Origin of the sequence: Mesorhizobium sp. M6A.T.Ce.TU.016.01.1.1, assembly GCF_003997065.1 — a bacterium.
In the GTDB taxonomy this organism is placed as follows: domain Bacteria; phylum Pseudomonadota; class Alphaproteobacteria; order Rhizobiales; family Rhizobiaceae; genus Mesorhizobium; species Mesorhizobium mediterraneum.
Genome location: NZ_RZTJ01000014.1, coordinates 32,150 through 47,683 on the forward strand (window position 1 = coordinate 32,150; position 15,534 = coordinate 47,683).

Here is a 15,534-nt window from a genome sequence, read left to right on the forward strand (position 1 = left end):
TCGCAGATGAAAGCCGAGTTCCTTCGCGCCCCCCTCTGTCCTGCCGGCCATCTCCCCCTCAAGGGGGGAGATTGGCAGCTTTGACTGCCCGCCTACTCCTGCGACGTTGAAGATTGGCGAAACCCGCCATGCGCATAATCTCCCCCCTTGAGGGGGAGATGGCCGGCAGGCCAGAGGGGGGTGTTCAAGCGCGACCAAACGAAGCCTCACCCCGCCGACATCTGCGCCAACTGCAAATCGACGAACTGTACCCCCTTGGCCGCCATACGCGCCCATTCGGAATCCGCATCGAGTTCAAGATACCGCGCCCAGCGCCGCCGTGCCTCGGCAAGGTTACCGGCGTCGAACTCCAGCCGTGCCAGATTAAACACCGCATCGGCATAATTGGCATCGAGCGCGATCGCCTTTTGCAGGTGCCGTCGCGCCGAGGCGTCGCGGCCCTGCTCGGTCATCAGCCCGGCGAGATTGAACCAGGCCTCGACAAAGCCGGGGTCGAGCTTGATGGCGCGGGCATAGTCGTGCGCCGCCTCGACCGCGTGGCCGGAGGCGCGCAGGCAGTTGGCGCGGTTGAAGGCGGCAATCGCATCGGTCGGGTCGATGGCCAGGCAGCGTTGGTAGAGCGCCGCCGCCTGCTCGTGGTGTTCAGCCTCCTCCGCGGCTTCAGCGTCGGCGAACAACTCTTCCAGCGTGTCGTCATCCGGCGATCCCAAGTCGAACAGCAATTGTCCGTCCAGTTCGCTCTGGCCGCCCTCGAGATAGATCGCATCGGCGCGCCCATGCTGCGAGCCTACATTGAGTGACTTGGCGGTGAGCGAGGCGACCGGGCCGGAGCGGTGCACCGAGCGCGCGATCGCCCCCCACGAGGCGCCGCCGGCGACAAGCCCGGCATATTTGCGGGCGAGGATCAGGTCGCGAAACGAATAGGGTTCGCCATCATGCTCGAAGGCGTCGAAAAGCGACAACAGGTCGAGGTCGGATGCGGCCAGCCGCGACTGGTCGAGAAGCGACTGCCGCGACAGGGCCGAGGCCTCCGGCGCCTTCATCAGCCCGAGCAGGCGCAAAAAGCCGTTCTCGCTAATCAGCTTACGGCCGGTCGCGCGCTCGGCCGCGACGCGGCGCTCGATCTCGGCATCCCCGGCCATGGCGAGATACAAGCGTCCGAACACGACATGGCTGGTGCGCCTGTTGACGCCGCGCCGCAACTGGCCCTGCTGGCGCTCGACCTCGCGCGCGGCCAGCCGAAGCGGAAACGCCGCCAGCGCGCCGATGGTGCCGAAGACGGTGCCGGCGAGAGCTGTCACCCTTTGCTCTTGCCGACGGCCTTGAGAAGGTTGGCCTTGAGCGGATTTTCCTTGGCCGCTGCGGCCCCAGCCTTTGCAGCACTTGCCTTGGCCGCCGGTTTCGCCGCCTCATCGGCCTTGCTCTTCGACTTAGCCGGCGGCTTTGCCGATTGCGACAGGCTGGCCTTCAGCGCATCCATCAGGTTGATGACATTGCCGCGCTCGGGCGCGGCCGCGATGATCGGCTTGTGGCCCTTCAGCTTCTCGCGGATCATCGCCATCAGCGCGATCTCGTAGCGATCCTCGTAATTCTTCGGATCGAAGGTGGTTTCCTTCTGCTTGATCAGCGCTTCGGCGAGCTGCAGCATCTCCGGGTCGGGGTTGCCGGCCGGGATGTTGCCGAAATATTCAGCCGTGCCGCGCACTTCGTTCGGGTTCCTCAAGGTGCAGACGAACATGCCGTTCTCGCGCGCGCCGATCGTCACCACGCGCTCGCGACTGGACAGCACCAGCCGCGCAATCGCCAGCTTGCCGGACTGGCGCATCGCCTCGCGCAGGACGGCGAAGGTTTCCTCGGCCATCGCGCCATCCGGCGCCAGATAGTACGGCGCGTCCTGATAGATCACGTCGACCTCGCCCTCGTCGACAAAGGCCTCGATGTTCATCGTATGGTTGGATTCGATGCGCACCGCGTCGAGATCGGTATCATCGATGATGATGTACTGCTTGTCCTCGTACTCGTAGCCCTTGACGAGGTCCGAGCGCTCGACCAGCCCGAGCTCGGGATCGACCGGCTTCATGTTGATGCGGTTGTGCGTCTTCTTGTGCAACTGGTTGAAGCTGATGCGCTCGCTCGCGCTCGTCGCCGGATAGAGCCGGACCGGACAGCTGACGAGGCTGAGCTTGAGGTAACCTTTCCAACTTGCCCTGGGCGCCATGAAACTCTCCTACGCGGCCGTGCACTGTCGAACTTTTGCAGCGCTTCGTCCAAAGGACGAACAGCGCTGCGCAAAACCTACATCCCACCTACAATACCGGCAAATCCCTAGCGAAATCTTCCATGTCGGCCCAGGGATCGCCGGAGGTGGCCAGAAGGCCCGGCAGCGAAGAATAATTCAAATCTTCCGGAGCGTCGATGGATTCCAGATCGGACCAGCTCACTGGCGTCGAGGCCGGCAGGTTTGTGCGGGCGCGCAGCGAGTAAGGTGCCGCCGAGGTGTGGCCGCGCGCATTGCGGTGGTAGTCGATGAAGATGCGCCGCTTGCGGTTGTCCTTGCCCATCGTGGTGGTGAACGTGTCGGGCGCGGAGGCGGCCACCGCCGAGGAAATGGCGCTGGTCGCTTGGTGCAGCTTCTTCCAGTTCTGTTTCTGCGTCACGGGCACTGATATGTGGATGCCCTTGCCGCCCGAGGTTTTAGCGAACGGCACCAGCCCCATCGCCTCAAGCTCGCCCTTGATATGCACCGCCGCCCCGACCACCTCGCGCCAGGCGATGCCCTCGCCGGGGTCGAGGTCGAAAACGATCAGGTCGGGCTTGTCGAGCCGCGTGCGATGGGTGCCCCAGGTGTGGAACTCGACGACGCCGAACTGCGCCAGCGCCAGATAGCCCTTGGCGTCCTCGACCGACAAATAGGATTTGGTCTCGCCCTCGGAATTGGTCGCCTCGAAGGTGACGACCGAAGGCGGCATGCCGGTGAAGGCATGGCGCTGGAAGAAACAGTCCTGCGGCTTGCCGGTCGGGCAGCGCACCAGCGACACCGGGCGGCCGAGAATATGCGGCAGCATGAAGTCGCCGACCAGCGCGTAGTAGACGGCGATATCGAGCTTGGTCGGTCCGGTCTTGCCGAACAGCCGCCGCGTCGGGTTGGTCACCCAGATCGTTGCAAGGTCGGCCTCGGCGATCAGCCGCTTGCGCTTGGCCGACACCGGCGTCGACAGGCCGACATCCCTGAGCCCGCGGAACACGGCATGGCGCAGCGCATTGTCTGCTGTGCGGTTGGCATAGTGGATGCGGGCCGAGAGCAGCGGCCGCACCCAGTTCATCTCGCGCATGATCTCGCGCGGAACCCCTTCGGGCGCCGACGCGCCGGCGCGCAGCGGCTCCAGCCGGGCCAGCAATTCGCCTGCTGTCGCGGCATCGAAGCCGGTGCCGACCTTGCCGCGATAATGCAATTCGCCGTCCTCGAATTCGGCCATGCCTAGCGCCGCCAGCCCCTCGGCCGCGTCGGAGGTGGTGTAGCCGGCGATGACGAAGTCGTCGGACTTGAGCGCCTTGGTCTTGGTCCAGGTCTTGGTGCGGCCGCTCTGGTAGGTTGCCGTGGCGCGTTTCGAGACGACGCCTTCCAGCCCCAGTTCGGAGGCCTGGTCATAGAGCCCCTGCCCGTCGCCTTCGACATGATCGCTGAACTGGATGGCGGAGTTGGCACCGAGGCCGGACAGCAACTGCGACAGCAACGCCTTGCGCCGGCCGAGCGGCGCTTTTCTCAGGTCCCAGCCGTCGAGATACAACAGGTCGAAGGCATAGAAGTGCAGCTTGTTGCCGGCGCCTTCGGCCAGCGCGTCCTGCAAAAGGGCAAAGCGGCTGATGCCCTTGGCGTCGAGCACGACGATCTCACCGTCGATAACAGCCTCGCGACAGGGCAGCCTGGCGAAGGCATGCGGCAGGTCGCCATAGCGCTTGGTCCAATCGATGCCGGCGCGGGTGATCAGCCGCACCTCACCCTTAGCCAGATGCGCCATGGTGCGGTAGCCGTCGAACTTGATCTCGTGCAGCCAGACTTCGCGCGTTTTTTCCGCGGGGTGTTCACTGCCCGGAGGCTTCGGAACCTGCGTCGCCAGCTGTGGCTCGATGCGGGCGGGCGCCGGCGCCTTGACGGCGCCCGGCAAAGCGCCGGGCTTCAGCACGACCGGTTTCACAGGCCTTGCGGCAGGCTTCGGCGTTGCCACCAGCTCCTCGATGCGCCGTCCCGATTTGACGCTTTCCGGCCGGGCTTCCAGTATGTCGAGCTTGGCGTCGGCGGCGAGATCGCGCTCCTTGAACAGCAGCCAGTTCTTTTTGCCCTCATCCTCGCCGGGCTTCGGTTTCAGCCGCGCCAGCATCCAACCGCCATTCAGTTTCTCGCCGGCCAGTCGGAACTTGAAGGAACCGGTGCGCAAACTCTTTTCGACGTCGTCCATCGGCGCCCAGACGCCGGTGTCCCAGACGATCATCGGCCCGCCGCCATATTCGCCCTCGGGAATAACGCCTTCGAAGTCGATATATTCGAGCGGATGGTCCTCGGTCTCGACCGCGAGCCTTTTGTCGGCTGGGTTGAGCGACGGGCCGCGAGGCACCGCCCAGCTCTTCAGCACATCCCCGACCTGCAAACGTAAATCATAGTGGTCGGCGGTAGCGTGATGCTTGTGGACGACGAAGCGGTTGCCTTCTCCGGCAACCAGTCCGCCGGCGGGCTCCGGCGTCTTGCTGAATTCGCGCTTGGCGCGATAGGCCTTGAGTTTCGACGTCATATGCGCATGCCAAGCGGGATGCGTCGGCCGCGTAAAAACAACGGCTTGACCCACATCACATGAATCATTTTGTCAGCATGTGGCGGGCCGATGTCGTGCCTCACACAGCTCAATCGTCGGTGGCCGGCGTCAATTCGAGCTCGGCCGGCGACAGACCCTGCTGGAGCTGGCTCAGCCGGAATTCGTCGACCCAGTAGGCCTCGCCGTCAACGAGGACACGCGCTTTGTAGGCGCCGGCGGAAAAGCTCTGTGCGGTGATGTAGACCTTGTGGCGGTCAAGAGCCTTGCGCACCGCGGCGCGCTTGGATTTCTGGCTGGTGACGGAACTGGCCATGACTCACTCACACACAAGCCACCGCAGGAGAAGGCGGCGAGCATAAGGATGGCCGAGACCGGCTGTCGTGTCAATTTGGGATGATCAGGCCACCTTTTTCACTCAGCCAGCCGGGGAGAGTCAGCTTTCGAAGCCGCCGCCGCCGCATGACATTGGGCAAGCTGCGCCGGGGCGATGAGCGCTCCCGGAACTACTCACATCCACTATCCGATACCGCCCACCAATTCCTCCGCCCTGGCTATGGCGGCCGCCTGGTGCGGCTGCAGGGGCTGGCCGGCGTAGGCTTCGAAGACCGGCAGGAACGGGTCGTCGATATCAGTCCTGATGCCGGACAATTGCTCCATCACCGCCAGGCCGCAATAGGGCACGTAGGCGGCCGAATAACCGCCTTCATGCGACATCATCAGCCGCCCGCCGCAGAGATTGTCGGCCGCCTGCATCAGCAGCCGCGTCATTTCGCGGTAGCTGCCGCTGTGCAGCATCATGCGCCCCAGCGGATCGGCCGCCGATGCATCGAAACCCGATGGTACGACGATGAGATCAGGCTTGTAGCGAGTGAGCGCCGGCAGCACGACGCGTTCGAATACCGACATGTAGGCGCCGTGGCCGCATCCGGCCGGCAGTGGCACGTTGATATTGTAGCCCTCGCCTTTGCCCTCGCCGCGCTCCTTGTGGAACCCGCTGTCGGGCGGATAGAGTCCGTCCTGGTGGATCGAGATCGTCAGCACCGACGGATCCGCATAGAAGGCCGCCTGGGTGCCGTTGCCGTGATGGACGTCCCAGTCGACGGTGGCGACCCGCTCGAAGCCATGTTTGGCTCGGTTCTTCAGGATAGCGACCGGAACATTGCCGAACAGGCAAAAGCCCAGGCCTTGCGCGCGTTCGGCATGATGACCGGGCGGCCGCACCAGAGCGTAGCCATTGTCGACATCGCCGCTCAGCACCGCATCCATCACCGCAGCGGTGCCGCCAGCCGCCAGGCAGGCGATCTCGTAGCTGCCGTGACCGAAGGGGGTGAGATAGCTCGCATCGCCGCCGCGCTCGTCGCTGAGCGTCTTGATGCGGCGGATGTAGTCACGATCGTGAAACAGGGCGAGATCGTCCTCGCTCACCGCGACCGAGGCGATCTTCGACAGCTTTTCGGTGAGGCCTGAAACCTCCATGAGATTGCGGAACCGGCGTTTGGTCGCGGCATTCTCGGCATGCTCGCCCGGTTCGATGGTCAGGCTCGGCTGAAAGAACTGCGCGGCGTTCCCAGTCTCGTGCCAGAGATAGAGTTCATGGAAGTTCCAACCCGTCGCCATGTTGTTTCTTATCCTCCCAGGATCATCGATGCGGCGCGTTCGGCGATCATGATCGTCGGCGCATTGGTGTTGCCGGAAACCATCTTTGGAAAGACCGAGGCGTCGGCGATGCAAAGCCCGTCCAGCCCATGCACCTTCATCGACGCGGGATCGACGACGGCCATCGCGTCGGTGCCCATGCGGCAGGTGCTGGTCGGGTGGTAGAGCGTCGTGCAGTGACCACGAATGTACTCGGCGATCTCGGCATCGCTTTCGCATTCGGCGCTTGGCGTGATTTCGCCGACCAGCATTTCTTTGAGTGGCGACTCCGCCGCGATCCGGCGGCTGATGCGAATGCCCTCTACCAGCGTGGCGATATCCGATCCGTCCTCGTCGCTGGCGAAGTAACGCGGGTCGATCGCCGGATATTCGATGGGATTGGCCGAGCGCAGGCGGATCTCGCCGCGGCTGTCAGGCCGCTGCAGCGTGGTGTGCAGCGTGATGCCGGGCTTCGACGACAGGAACCGCACATAGTCGCGATGCGGGCTGATGGCGCCGTAAAGCTGAAGGTCCGGTTCGACATCCGGTCGGCTCCTGACGAAGCCACCGGCCGCCACCCAGGGTGAGGAGCGCGGGCCGCTGCGCGATGTCTGCCACTCCGCAAAATCCCGCTGCAGCGTCTCGTCGGTCCAGGCGCCGACGCCGATCTTGTCCTTGGTGTAGAAGGTGATCGGAATGTTGATATGGTCCTGCAGATCCTTGCCGACGCCCGGCAGATCGTGGACGGGATCGACGCCGACGCTCCTGAGTTCGTCGGCCGGGCCGATGCCGGAAAGCAGCATCAGCTGGCAGCTGCCGATCGAGCCCGACGACAGCACCACCTCGCTCTCGGCAAAGGCAGTCTCCGGCACGCCGTTGACCAGATAGCGGATGCCTCTGGCCCGGCCCTTCTCGACGATCAGGCCCGTCGCCAGCACCCCGGTTTTCACCGTGAGGTTGGGACGTTGCCGCGCCGGGCGCAGATAAGCCTTGCCTGTGCCCCAGCGTTCGCCGTTCTTGATGGTGAACTGGAAGAGGCCGACGCCTTCCTGCTCGACGCCGTTGAAATCGCGGTTGTGCTGGTAGCCGGCGGCCTTGCAGGCCTCGATCCAGGCGAGCTCGTTGGGATCGACATGCCCGACATTGCCGATATGCAGCGGCCCATTGGCGCCGTGCAGCGGATCGTTGCCAAGCTCGGCATTGCTTTCGCAGGCCTTGAACACCGGCAGCACGTCGCTCCAGGCCCAGCCCGGGCAGCCCATGGCGGCCCAGCCGTCATAGTCGGACGGCAGGCCGCGAATATAGATCATCGCGTTCAGCGCGCCGGAACCGCCGATCATCTTGCCGCGCGGCCAGAACACCCGCCTGCCGCGGCAGCCGACCTGCGGCTCGGTGTAATAGCCCCAATCGACGGCGGTGTTGAACATGGTCGGCCAGTCCGACGGCACGTCCGAGGCGAGCGGCGCTTCGCGTCCCGCCTCCAGTAGTAGCACCTTGCGGCCAGGATCGGCGCTGAGCCGGTTTGCCAGCACGCAGCCGGCCGAGCCGGCACCCACTATGATCGTGTCGAACATCGTCGGTCTCTCATTTTCCGGCCGCAGCCGGGCTTTGCACAATGTTGCTCACTACTGGCTTGCTGTTCGTTGGGCCGCTGCGCTTGCGCGTCAGCCAGCGGACAAGATCGCCAAAGCGGCCGACCAGCCCCTTCGGCATCAGCACCACCGACAGGGCGATGATCAGGCCGAGGCCGAGCGTGCGGAACTCGCCGCTCTCGCGCATCAGCTCGTCGGCCAGGACCAGCACCACGGTGCCGACAAGCGGTCCCCAGAACGTGCCGACACCGCCGACCACGACGATGGCGATGATGAACATCAGCTGCGACATCGACAGCACGCCGGGGCCGATCGCCTGGAAATGCGCGGCATAGAAACCGCCGGCAAGCCCGGTGAAGAAGGCAGAAATCCCGAAGACGAGAAGCTGCGCCTGGAACCGGTTGACGCCACGCGCCACCGCATAGCCCGGATTGTCCTTGAGCGCCCGGAAGGCAAGCCCGATCGGGCTTTTGACGATCGCGTAAGTGAAGACCATGGTGATGCCGAACAGCACCGCGATGATCGCATAGTTGCCGACCAGCCACTGCGCTCTCAGCAAGGCCCTGGTGCCAAGATCGCCGAACCGGGCAAAGCCGACGGCGCCGCCGGTGAACTGGCGGCAGACCGAGCCAACCATGACGAAGCACTCGGTGTCGGTGACGATCAGCAGATACATCGTCTGGGCAATCGCTAGGGTCAGCAGCGCCACATAGACGCCAGTCAGCCGCAGGCAGGCCAGGCCAACGACGAGCGAGAACAGCACGGCGCCGAGCGCGCCGGGCACAAGGGCCGCCCAGACGTTCCAGCCGAAATAGAAGCAGAGCATCGCGGTCGCGTAGCCGCCGAAGGCAAAGATCGCCATTTGGGCCAGCGAGAAGATGCCGGAGAAGCCGAACAAAAGATTCCACTGCGATGCGATCGTTGCATAAAACAGCGCCAGCACGATCTGGCCGAGGATGTAGCGGCTGTCGATCATGAAGGGCAGCGCAACCGCCGCAGCGATCAGCACCAGGCTGATGGCAAGATCGGTCCTGGCTGAGCGGGACATGCGCGACATGGATCTGGTGTCTGTCATGATGCCCTCACATGCGCCGGATTTCGGCGCGGCCGAAGAGGCCGGACGGTCGCCAGATCAGCACGGCAATGACCACGAACAGCAGCGACGGAAAGCCCCAGCGGGCGCCAAGCGCGTACTGGACGAAGGATTCGAGCAGCGCCAGGCCAAGCGCGGCGGCGACCGCGCCCGGCAGATTGCCGAGGCCGGCGACGACGCACATGATGAAGGCTTTCAGCATCGGATCGTTGCCGAGCGGCGGTGACAATTGCGTCATCGACGAGACCATGACGCCGCAGATGCCGGCGAGCGCGCCGGACAGCATCAGCACCTGCAGATAGACGCGGTTGACGGCGACGCCCATGAGCTGGGCCGCATCGCGGTTCTGCGCCGTCGCCCGGATTGCACGACCCATCCGCGTGCGGCCGAGCGCCAGCGAGACCACCACCATCATGACGACGACGACCGCGATGATCAAAAGGTTCTGCCAGGGCAGCGTCAGCGGCCCGAGGCGAACGGCGCCGGCGATCGAGACCGGCTGCTTCAGCGGCTGTCCGCCATACGTCAGCAGGATGGCATTCTCCAGCGCAATACCGATGCCGACCGTGGCGATCATGACGTTGGCTTCGAATGTCGACTTGTCGTTCTTCAGGAGATTGCGAACGATCGCAAAATAAAGGATCGCACCGGCCGCGGCGCCCACGAGAATGGCGCCGGCAAAGCCGATAGCGATCGGCAGGCCGAGCGAGGTGATCACCGTGAAGGCGACATAGCCGCCAAGCGTCAGCATCGCCGCATGGGCCATGTTGAGCATGCCCATCGAGCCCCAGACCAGCGACAGCCCGACCGTCGCCAGGGCATAGAGCGCGCCGGACGTGAAGCCGGCGACAAGAATGGCCATGAGAACGTCGGTCATGGCGTCAGCCTCCAAGATAGGTTGCGAGGAGCTCGTCTCGCGCCATCAGTTCAGCGGGCTTGCCCGACCAGACAATAGCGCCGTCGTCGAGCAGATGCAGGCGGTCGGCGAGGTCCTCGACCCGCGCCGGGTTCTCCTCGACGAGGAGGATCGTCCGGCCGGCTTTGCTCAGTTCGGCAATGACGCCGTAGACCTGATCGATGATCAGCGGCGCCAGGCCGAGCGACGGCTCGTCGATCAACAGGATGCGCCCGCCCATCATCAGGCCGCGGCCGATGCCGGCCATGCGCCGTTCGCCGCCGGACAGGCTCGAGGCGACCTGGTCGCGGCGGTCGGCGAGCTTCGGCAAAAGCGTGTAGACCTCGTCCAGCCGGCGCTTGATCTCGGCCTTGTCCGGCGCCAGATAGGCGCCCATCAGCAGGTTTTCGAGCACGCTCATCTGCGCAAACAGCATGTCGCCCTGCGGCACGTGGGCGACGCCCAGCATCGCCGTTTCGTGTGGCTTTCCGGACAGGCGCTGGCCGTCGATGCTGATCTGCCCGCCGCGTAGCGGCACGAGGCCGGAGATCGTCTTGAGAAGCGTCGATTTGCCATGGCCGTTCGGGCCGACGACGGTGACGAATTCTCCGGCACGGACGGTCAGCGAAATGCCCTTGAGCACCTCAAGGCCGTCATAGCCGGAGACGATGGCGTCGAGCTGCAGGACGGGCGGTTTGGCGGCTGCGCTCGTCATTGCGCCCCCTCGACCGGGCTCGTTGCGGCCTGGTCGTCGAAGAATTTCTTCAGCCGCTTCTGCGTGCCTTGTCCCAGATAGGTTTCGACGACGGTCTGGTCCTCGGCCACCTTGTCCGGCCTGCCCTCAAAGATCACCTTGCCGTGGTGCATGATGATGACGCGGCTGGACAGCGCCAGGAGAAAGCGCATGACATGCTCGATCAGCACGATGGTTAGTCCCTGGTCGCGCAATTTCAGCACCATCGCCATGATCTGGTCGATCTCGGCGACGTTGAGCCCGCCGACCGGCTCGTCGAGGAACAGCATCTTCGGCTTGGTGGCGATGGCACCGGCGATCATCAGGAGCTTGCGGTCGAGCACCGGCAGCCGCGCCACGGTCTCTTCAGCCTTGCCCGCAAGTCCGACGAAATCCAGCGCCTCCATTGTTGCCTGCCGGACATCCTCGCCGAGGCGGAAGCCAGCCAGCCTGCGCCGCTGGCGGCCGAAATAGGCGGCGATCTCGATGTTTTCGCGAACCGTCAAGCTATCGAAGGCGGCATTGAGCTGGAAGGTCCGGGCCATGCCGAGCTGGCAGATGCGGTCGGCTCCCAAAGTTGAAATGTCGGCGTCGCCGAAATGCACGCGGCCGGCGCTGGCCGGCGTGATCCCGGTCACGACATCAAAAAAAGTCGTCTTGCCGGCGCCGTTCGGCCCGCCAATGCCGACGATCTCGCCCGGATTGACCACCATCGACACGCCGTCGACGGCGGCCAGCGAGCCAAACCGTTTGACGACGCCGTCACAAACCAGCATCGGGCCCGCGGCCTCAGTCATCTCGTTTGCCTGGCACTGTTGTTTACCTGATGGCAACCGGTCGGGCGCCATGGCCCGCCGGTTTCGTTCGTTTCATTTCTACGTTCCGGTTCATTTGATCCATGGCGGCAGGATGAAGCTGTCCGTTGCATAGAGCACCGGCGCGATCAGTTTCGGATCGGTCTTGTAATCCTGATGTTGCAGGAACTGGTGCGGCATGCCGAGCGACGGATCCGCCACCTGCGTCGGGTAGCAGAACGCCGACTGACCCGCCGGATCGGCCCGGTAGGTGCCGTTGACCCCGCGATAGACCAAGCGTTTCATGGCATTGGCCACCTTGGTGGTCTGCTCCTTGTTGAACGGCTCGCCCGGACCGCCGGCGATTGCCGCCGCAAGCGCCCACATCCATAGGCCGTCATAGGTCTGCGATCCCGTGATGTAAGCGGAGTTCGGACCAAACTTCGCCCTGTAACTCTCGCGGAACGATTTGGAGAAATCGTCCGGCAGGCAACCGATCACCGTCGAATAGACGACGCCGTTGACCGCTTCGCCGCCGATCTCGCGGAACGCGGGCAGCGACGGCCCGTACTGCATATAGATCAGGCTGTTGATCGGCTCGGCGAGGAACTGGACCATGAACTGCGCCAGGTCCTGCGGCAGGAAATGCGTGACCAGGATCGCCGCCGGCGGATCCTGCCGGAGCTTCGCCAGTGTCGGACCCCACTGGTTGGTCGGGAACGGAACCGTCTCGAACAGGCTAACCTCGAATCCATATTCGGCGGCCTTGTCGCGGATCGCATTGGCGATGACGATCGAATATTCATTGGCCGACGGGATGATGGCGATCTTCTTGTTCGGCGCCTTCCATTTGCCGTCCGCGACTAGCGTCTTGAGAAAATTCAGGCAGCCGGGACCATACCAGAATTCCGGCGGATCGCCCTGGAAGGAACTGTAGTAGCGGGCCGGGTCGGTCTTGAACTTCTCATTGTGCGAAATCAGCGTGTTGTAGTGCATCATGATGACGTCATTGTCGGCGGCGACGTCCATCTCGATCATGTTGGTGCCGAGATTGTAGCCGTTGATGATGACCGGGGCCGTGAAACGATCGATCAAGCGCTGCATCGACTGGCTGACCAGATCGGCGCCCATTTCCTTGGTGTCTTCGATGTGGATCTCGACAGGCCGGCCGAGAATGCCGCCCGCCGCATTGATCTCCTCGGCGGCGAGGTCGAGGCCGTTCTTGAACTCGATGCCGTCGGCGGCGGCGATACCGGACATCGGCAGGGCCGAGCCGACCGGAATGGGGGTGGCGTCCTGGGCGATCGCCGCATTGTTCATGTCGGCAAGAAGAGCAGCACCAGCTCCCGCGCCGGCCACCCCTTGCAGCATTGCACGTCTGTTGATCATGGCAAAATTCCCCTTTTTTTGTCGTCGGTTACGGTCTGTTCTTTATGCGAAATAGATTAGGCGAAATCCTTCAGGCGAAACGCTTGCGTCAGGGGCCGAAAGGCGGCTTCCAGGTCGGCCGCCGCGGAAAGCACTTGGGCATCGTCGCCACGCGTACCGACGATCTGGAAGCCGACCGGCAGGCCCGCCGCCGTCATGCCGCAAGGGATGACGCAGGCCGGTTGCTGGCTGAGATTGATTGGATAGCTGAATGCTGCCCATTCGGTCCAGCGCGACAGGCCGCTGCCCGAAGGCACTTCAAGCCCGACGTCGAAGGCCGGGATCGATGTTCCCGGCGAAACGATGAAGTCATAGGTGTCGAGCAGCCGATCCATGGCGGCGCCGAATTCGCCGCGCTGTAACTGTGCGGCGACCAGTGCCTTGGCGTCGAACGCCGCCCCGGCCCGGGCGATCTCCAGGAAGCCCGGATCGATCCCTGCCCGTTCGTTCTCAGGGATCAGCGCCAGACGCGCGGCGGCGCCGGTGAACCAGTGGTATTGGAAAAGATCGAGCAGATCGCCGCCGGGGAGATCAATGGGTTCGACCGTCGCGCCAAACGCGCTGAAATACGTCAGCGCGTGGGACACGGCGGCGGCAATCTCTTCATCCAGCACGCCGGATGGCGGCTTCGACCAGTAGCCGACCCGGGCTCCTTGCAGCGTCGCATCGATCCGGCCAAGCGGCGCCAGCGTTCCCGCGCCTTGCTGCCAGTCGCTGAGATCGCGACCGGACATCGCCTGCGTCATGACGGAAAGGTCCTGCGCGGTCCGCGCCATCGGCCCGATATGGGCGACGGTTCCGAACGCGCTCGACGGATAGGCCGGCACGCGGCCGAAGGTCGGCTTCAGTCCGGCGATGCCGGTGAAGGAGGCCGGGATACGGATCGATCCGCCGCCATCGGTGCCGAGGTGGAAGACGCCGGCTCCGGTGGCGGCCGCCACCGCCGCGCCGCCGGAAGAACCGCCGGGCGTCTTTTCGGCATTCCAGGGATTGCGCGTGATGCCGCAAAGCCCGCTGTCGGTGATCGCCTTCCAGCCGAATTCGGGCGTCGTCGTCTGTCCAATGAAGACAGCGCCCGCTCGGCGCAGCAGGGCAACGGCGGGCGCATCCCTGTCGCAAGGCGCAGCCGGCGTGGTCCTGCTGCCATAGCGAACGCTCCAGCCCTCGACCCAGACGATGTCCTTGAGCGTCGTGGGTATGCCGTCGGCGGCGGACAGCGGTTCGCCTGCCCGCCAGCGTTTTTCGGAGGCGCCGGCGGCCTCGATCGCAGCCTTGCGGTCGATCATGGTGAAGGCGTTGAAAAGCGGATTAATCGCTTCGGCGCGAGCAAGCGCCGCCATCGTCACCTCGACGGGCGATAGCGATCCAGCGCGATAGGCAACGTTAAGCTCCGCGGCGCTCAGGCGGCACAGATCATCGGCGTCGGCAATGGGAGATATCCCATTCGGCATGCAGTTCGAACCCCTCGTTCCATGGCCACTCTTTCGGCAGCCTTGTCAGCAGAGGCAGTCTGGCGGGTTTCTGCATTTCCACAAAATGTATTATTGCGAGTAACATGCGCTATTAAATGCAACAATTGGATTTTCTATGAACCTGACCGTCCGGCAATTGCGCTATGTCTGCGAGGTCGCCCGTCTCGGCAGCGTGCTGGCGGCCTCCAAGTCGCTCTACATCTCGCAATCCTCCATCCTGGCGGCGATCACCTTGGCCGAGGCCGAGATGGGGGCGCGTATTTTCGACAGGCGGCCGGCGCGCGGCGTCTCCATCACGCCGGCAGGCCAACGCTTCGTCGCAGCAGCCCGCGTCATGCTGGCGGCGGAAACCGAGTTCAACCGGTCGATCGGCGATCTCAGCGGCCGCGTGCCGAAAGTCCTGCGCATCGGCTGTTTCGAGCCATTCGGCGCGCTATTCATGCCGGAAATGCTGCGCGGCTATCTCGATAGCGTCGGCGATGTCGAGATCGACCTGGTCGAGGCCGACCAGGTCCAGCTTCAGGAACGGCTTGTCGCCGGCCAGATCGACCTGGCCATTCTCTACGACATCGGGCCGATCGGCATCGACAGCGTCACCCGCATCTGCAAGGTGCCGGCGCACGCCGTCCTCAATGCCGATGATCCCCTCGCCGTGCGCGACGGCATCTGGCTGGCGGAACTGGCGGAGCGGCCGCTGGTCCTGCTCGATCTGCCGCACACCGCAACCTATCTCCTGACCTTGTTCGACGTGCTGGCCAAACGACCGGAGGTGCGCTTTCGCACGCGATCCTACGAGACGGTCCGCTCGGCGGTCGCCTCGGGCTTCGGCATGGCCATCCTCAACATGCGGCCGATCGGCCGGGCCACCGCCGATGGCGACGAGATCGTTCGAAAACCGATCTTCGACGAATTGCCGCCACCGACACTGATCGTCGCCGACATGTACGGTTCGGCAAAGCCGCTCTTCGTGCGGGTCTTCATCGAGATATTCCACCGCTTCTTCGACACGGTCGGCCCGTCCGGCTTTTCGGTGACGACGCCGGAGCGCGAGCCTTTGCTGCTGGTTGCCAGGAAAGGCTGAGGT

Annotated in this window: 13 protein-coding genes; 1 reads left to right on the top strand and 12 read right to left on the bottom strand. The window is 64.3% G+C overall.

Features of this window, described 5'->3' with window-relative positions; translation table 11 throughout:
- Positions 1-206: 206 nt before the first annotated feature.
- From EOC94_RS22715 to EOC94_RS22770, 12 genes are all read right to left on the bottom strand, one after another.
- Positions 207-1,301 (bottom strand): tetratricopeptide repeat protein, encoded by a 1,095-nt coding sequence (locus EOC94_RS22715; RefSeq protein WP_127293604.1) that lies wholly within the window; start codon positions 1,299-1,301, stop codon positions 207-209.
- A complete protein-coding gene (locus tag EOC94_RS22720; RefSeq protein ID WP_127293606.1) occupies positions 1,298-2,218 on the bottom strand; it encodes a Ku protein in 921 nt (306 codons plus the stop codon). The genes EOC94_RS22715 and EOC94_RS22720 overlap by 4 nt, the downstream gene beginning before the upstream one ends.
- Positions 2,219-2,306: 88 nt before the next feature.
- Positions 2,307-4,787: a DNA ligase D gene (gene ligD / locus EOC94_RS22725; RefSeq protein ID WP_127293608.1), complete on the bottom strand. Its 2,481-nt coding sequence runs from the start codon at positions 4,785-4,787 to the stop codon at positions 2,307-2,309.
- 109 nt (positions 4,788-4,896) lie between these two features.
- Complete coding sequence (locus EOC94_RS22730) at positions 4,897-5,121, bottom strand: hypothetical protein (protein WP_095482742.1); 225 nt, start codon at positions 5,119-5,121, stop codon at positions 4,897-4,899.
- Between the two features lie 203 nt (positions 5,122-5,324).
- On the bottom strand, positions 5,325-6,425 hold the full coding sequence (locus EOC94_RS22735) for a class II histone deacetylase (protein WP_127293610.1): 1,101 nt from the start codon (positions 6,423-6,425) through the stop codon (positions 5,325-5,327).
- Positions 6,426-6,433: 8 nt separating this feature from the next.
- Positions 6,434-8,017, bottom strand: coding sequence for a GMC family oxidoreductase N-terminal domain-containing protein (locus EOC94_RS22740; RefSeq protein ID WP_127293612.1), 1,584 nt, complete (start codon positions 8,015-8,017; stop codon positions 6,434-6,436).
- Positions 8,018-8,027: 10 nt separating this feature from the next.
- Complete coding sequence (locus tag EOC94_RS22745; RefSeq protein ID WP_127293614.1) at positions 8,028-9,110, bottom strand: branched-chain amino acid ABC transporter permease; 1,083 nt, start codon at positions 9,108-9,110, stop codon at positions 8,028-8,030.
- Positions 9,111-9,117: 7 nt separating this feature from the next.
- A complete protein-coding gene (locus EOC94_RS22750; protein WP_127293616.1) occupies positions 9,118-10,005 on the bottom strand; it encodes a branched-chain amino acid ABC transporter permease in 888 nt (295 codons plus the stop codon).
- A gap of 4 nt (positions 10,006-10,009) precedes the next feature.
- Positions 10,010-10,738 carry an ABC transporter ATP-binding protein gene (locus EOC94_RS22755; protein WP_095482747.1) on the bottom strand — a complete coding sequence of 243 codons (729 nt, stop codon included), beginning with the start codon at positions 10,736-10,738 and terminating at the stop codon, positions 10,010-10,012.
- Positions 10,735-11,553 carry an ABC transporter ATP-binding protein gene (locus EOC94_RS22760; protein WP_126105707.1) on the bottom strand — a complete coding sequence of 273 codons (819 nt, stop codon included), beginning with the start codon at positions 11,551-11,553 and terminating at the stop codon, positions 10,735-10,737. The genes EOC94_RS22755 and EOC94_RS22760 overlap by 4 nt, the downstream gene beginning before the upstream one ends.
- A gap of 90 nt (positions 11,554-11,643) precedes the next feature.
- The gene (locus EOC94_RS22765) at positions 11,644-12,939 is read right to left on the bottom strand and encodes an ABC transporter substrate-binding protein (protein WP_127293618.1); all 1,296 of its coding nucleotides are present in this window, start codon (positions 12,937-12,939) and stop codon (positions 11,644-11,646) included.
- Between the two features lie 56 nt (positions 12,940-12,995).
- On the bottom strand, positions 12,996-14,429 hold the full coding sequence (locus tag EOC94_RS22770; RefSeq protein WP_127293620.1) for an amidase: 1,434 nt from the start codon (positions 14,427-14,429) through the stop codon (positions 12,996-12,998).
- A 136-nt stretch (positions 14,430-14,565) separates the two neighbouring features.
- On the opposite strand from EOC94_RS22770, the gene EOC94_RS22775 reads away from it, so the two are divergent.
- Entirely contained in the window at positions 14,566-15,531 is a 966-nt protein-coding gene (locus EOC94_RS22775; protein ID WP_127293622.1) for a LysR family transcriptional regulator, read from the top strand.
- The last annotated feature ends 3 nt before the right edge of the window (positions 15,532-15,534 follow it).

What these genes read in the sequence shown, in the direction of transcription:
- EOC94_RS22720 (WP_127293606.1), bottom strand. Translation starts at nt 2,218, where the DNA reads ATGGCGCCCAGGGCAAGTTGGAAAGGTTACCTCAAGCTCAGCCTCGTC.
- ligD (WP_127293608.1), bottom strand. Translation starts at nt 4,787, where the DNA reads ATGACGTCGAAACTCAAGGCCTATCGCGCCAAGCGCGAATTCAGCAAG.
- EOC94_RS22730 (WP_095482742.1), bottom strand. Translation starts at nt 5,121, where the DNA reads ATGGCCAGTTCCGTCACCAGCCAGAAATCCAAGCGCGCCGCGGTGCGC.
- EOC94_RS22735 (WP_127293610.1), bottom strand. Translation starts at nt 6,425, where the DNA reads ATGGCGACGGGTTGGAACTTCCATGAACTCTATCTCTGGCACGAGACT.
- EOC94_RS22740 (WP_127293612.1), bottom strand. Translation starts at nt 8,017, where the DNA reads ATGTTCGACACGATCATAGTGGGTGCCGGCTCGGCCGGCTGCGTGCTG.
- EOC94_RS22745 (WP_127293614.1), bottom strand. Translation starts at nt 9,110, where the DNA reads ATGACAGACACCAGATCCATGTCGCGCATGTCCCGCTCAGCCAGGACC.
- EOC94_RS22750 (WP_127293616.1), bottom strand. Translation starts at nt 10,005, where the DNA reads ATGACCGACGTTCTCATGGCCATTCTTGTCGCCGGCTTCACGTCCGGC.
- EOC94_RS22755 (WP_095482747.1), bottom strand. Translation starts at nt 10,738, where the DNA reads ATGACGAGCGCAGCCGCCAAACCGCCCGTCCTGCAGCTCGACGCCATC.
- EOC94_RS22760 (WP_126105707.1), bottom strand. Translation starts at nt 11,553, where the DNA reads ATGACTGAGGCCGCGGGCCCGATGCTGGTTTGTGACGGCGTCGTCAAA.
- EOC94_RS22765 (WP_127293618.1), bottom strand. Translation starts at nt 12,939, where the DNA reads ATGATCAACAGACGTGCAATGCTGCAAGGGGTGGCCGGCGCGGGAGCT.
- EOC94_RS22770 (WP_127293620.1), bottom strand. Translation starts at nt 14,429, where the DNA reads ATGCCGAATGGGATATCTCCCATTGCCGACGCCGATGATCTGTGCCGC.
- EOC94_RS22775 (WP_127293622.1), top strand. Translation starts at nt 14,566, where the DNA reads ATGAACCTGACCGTCCGGCAATTGCGCTATGTCTGCGAGGTCGCCCGT.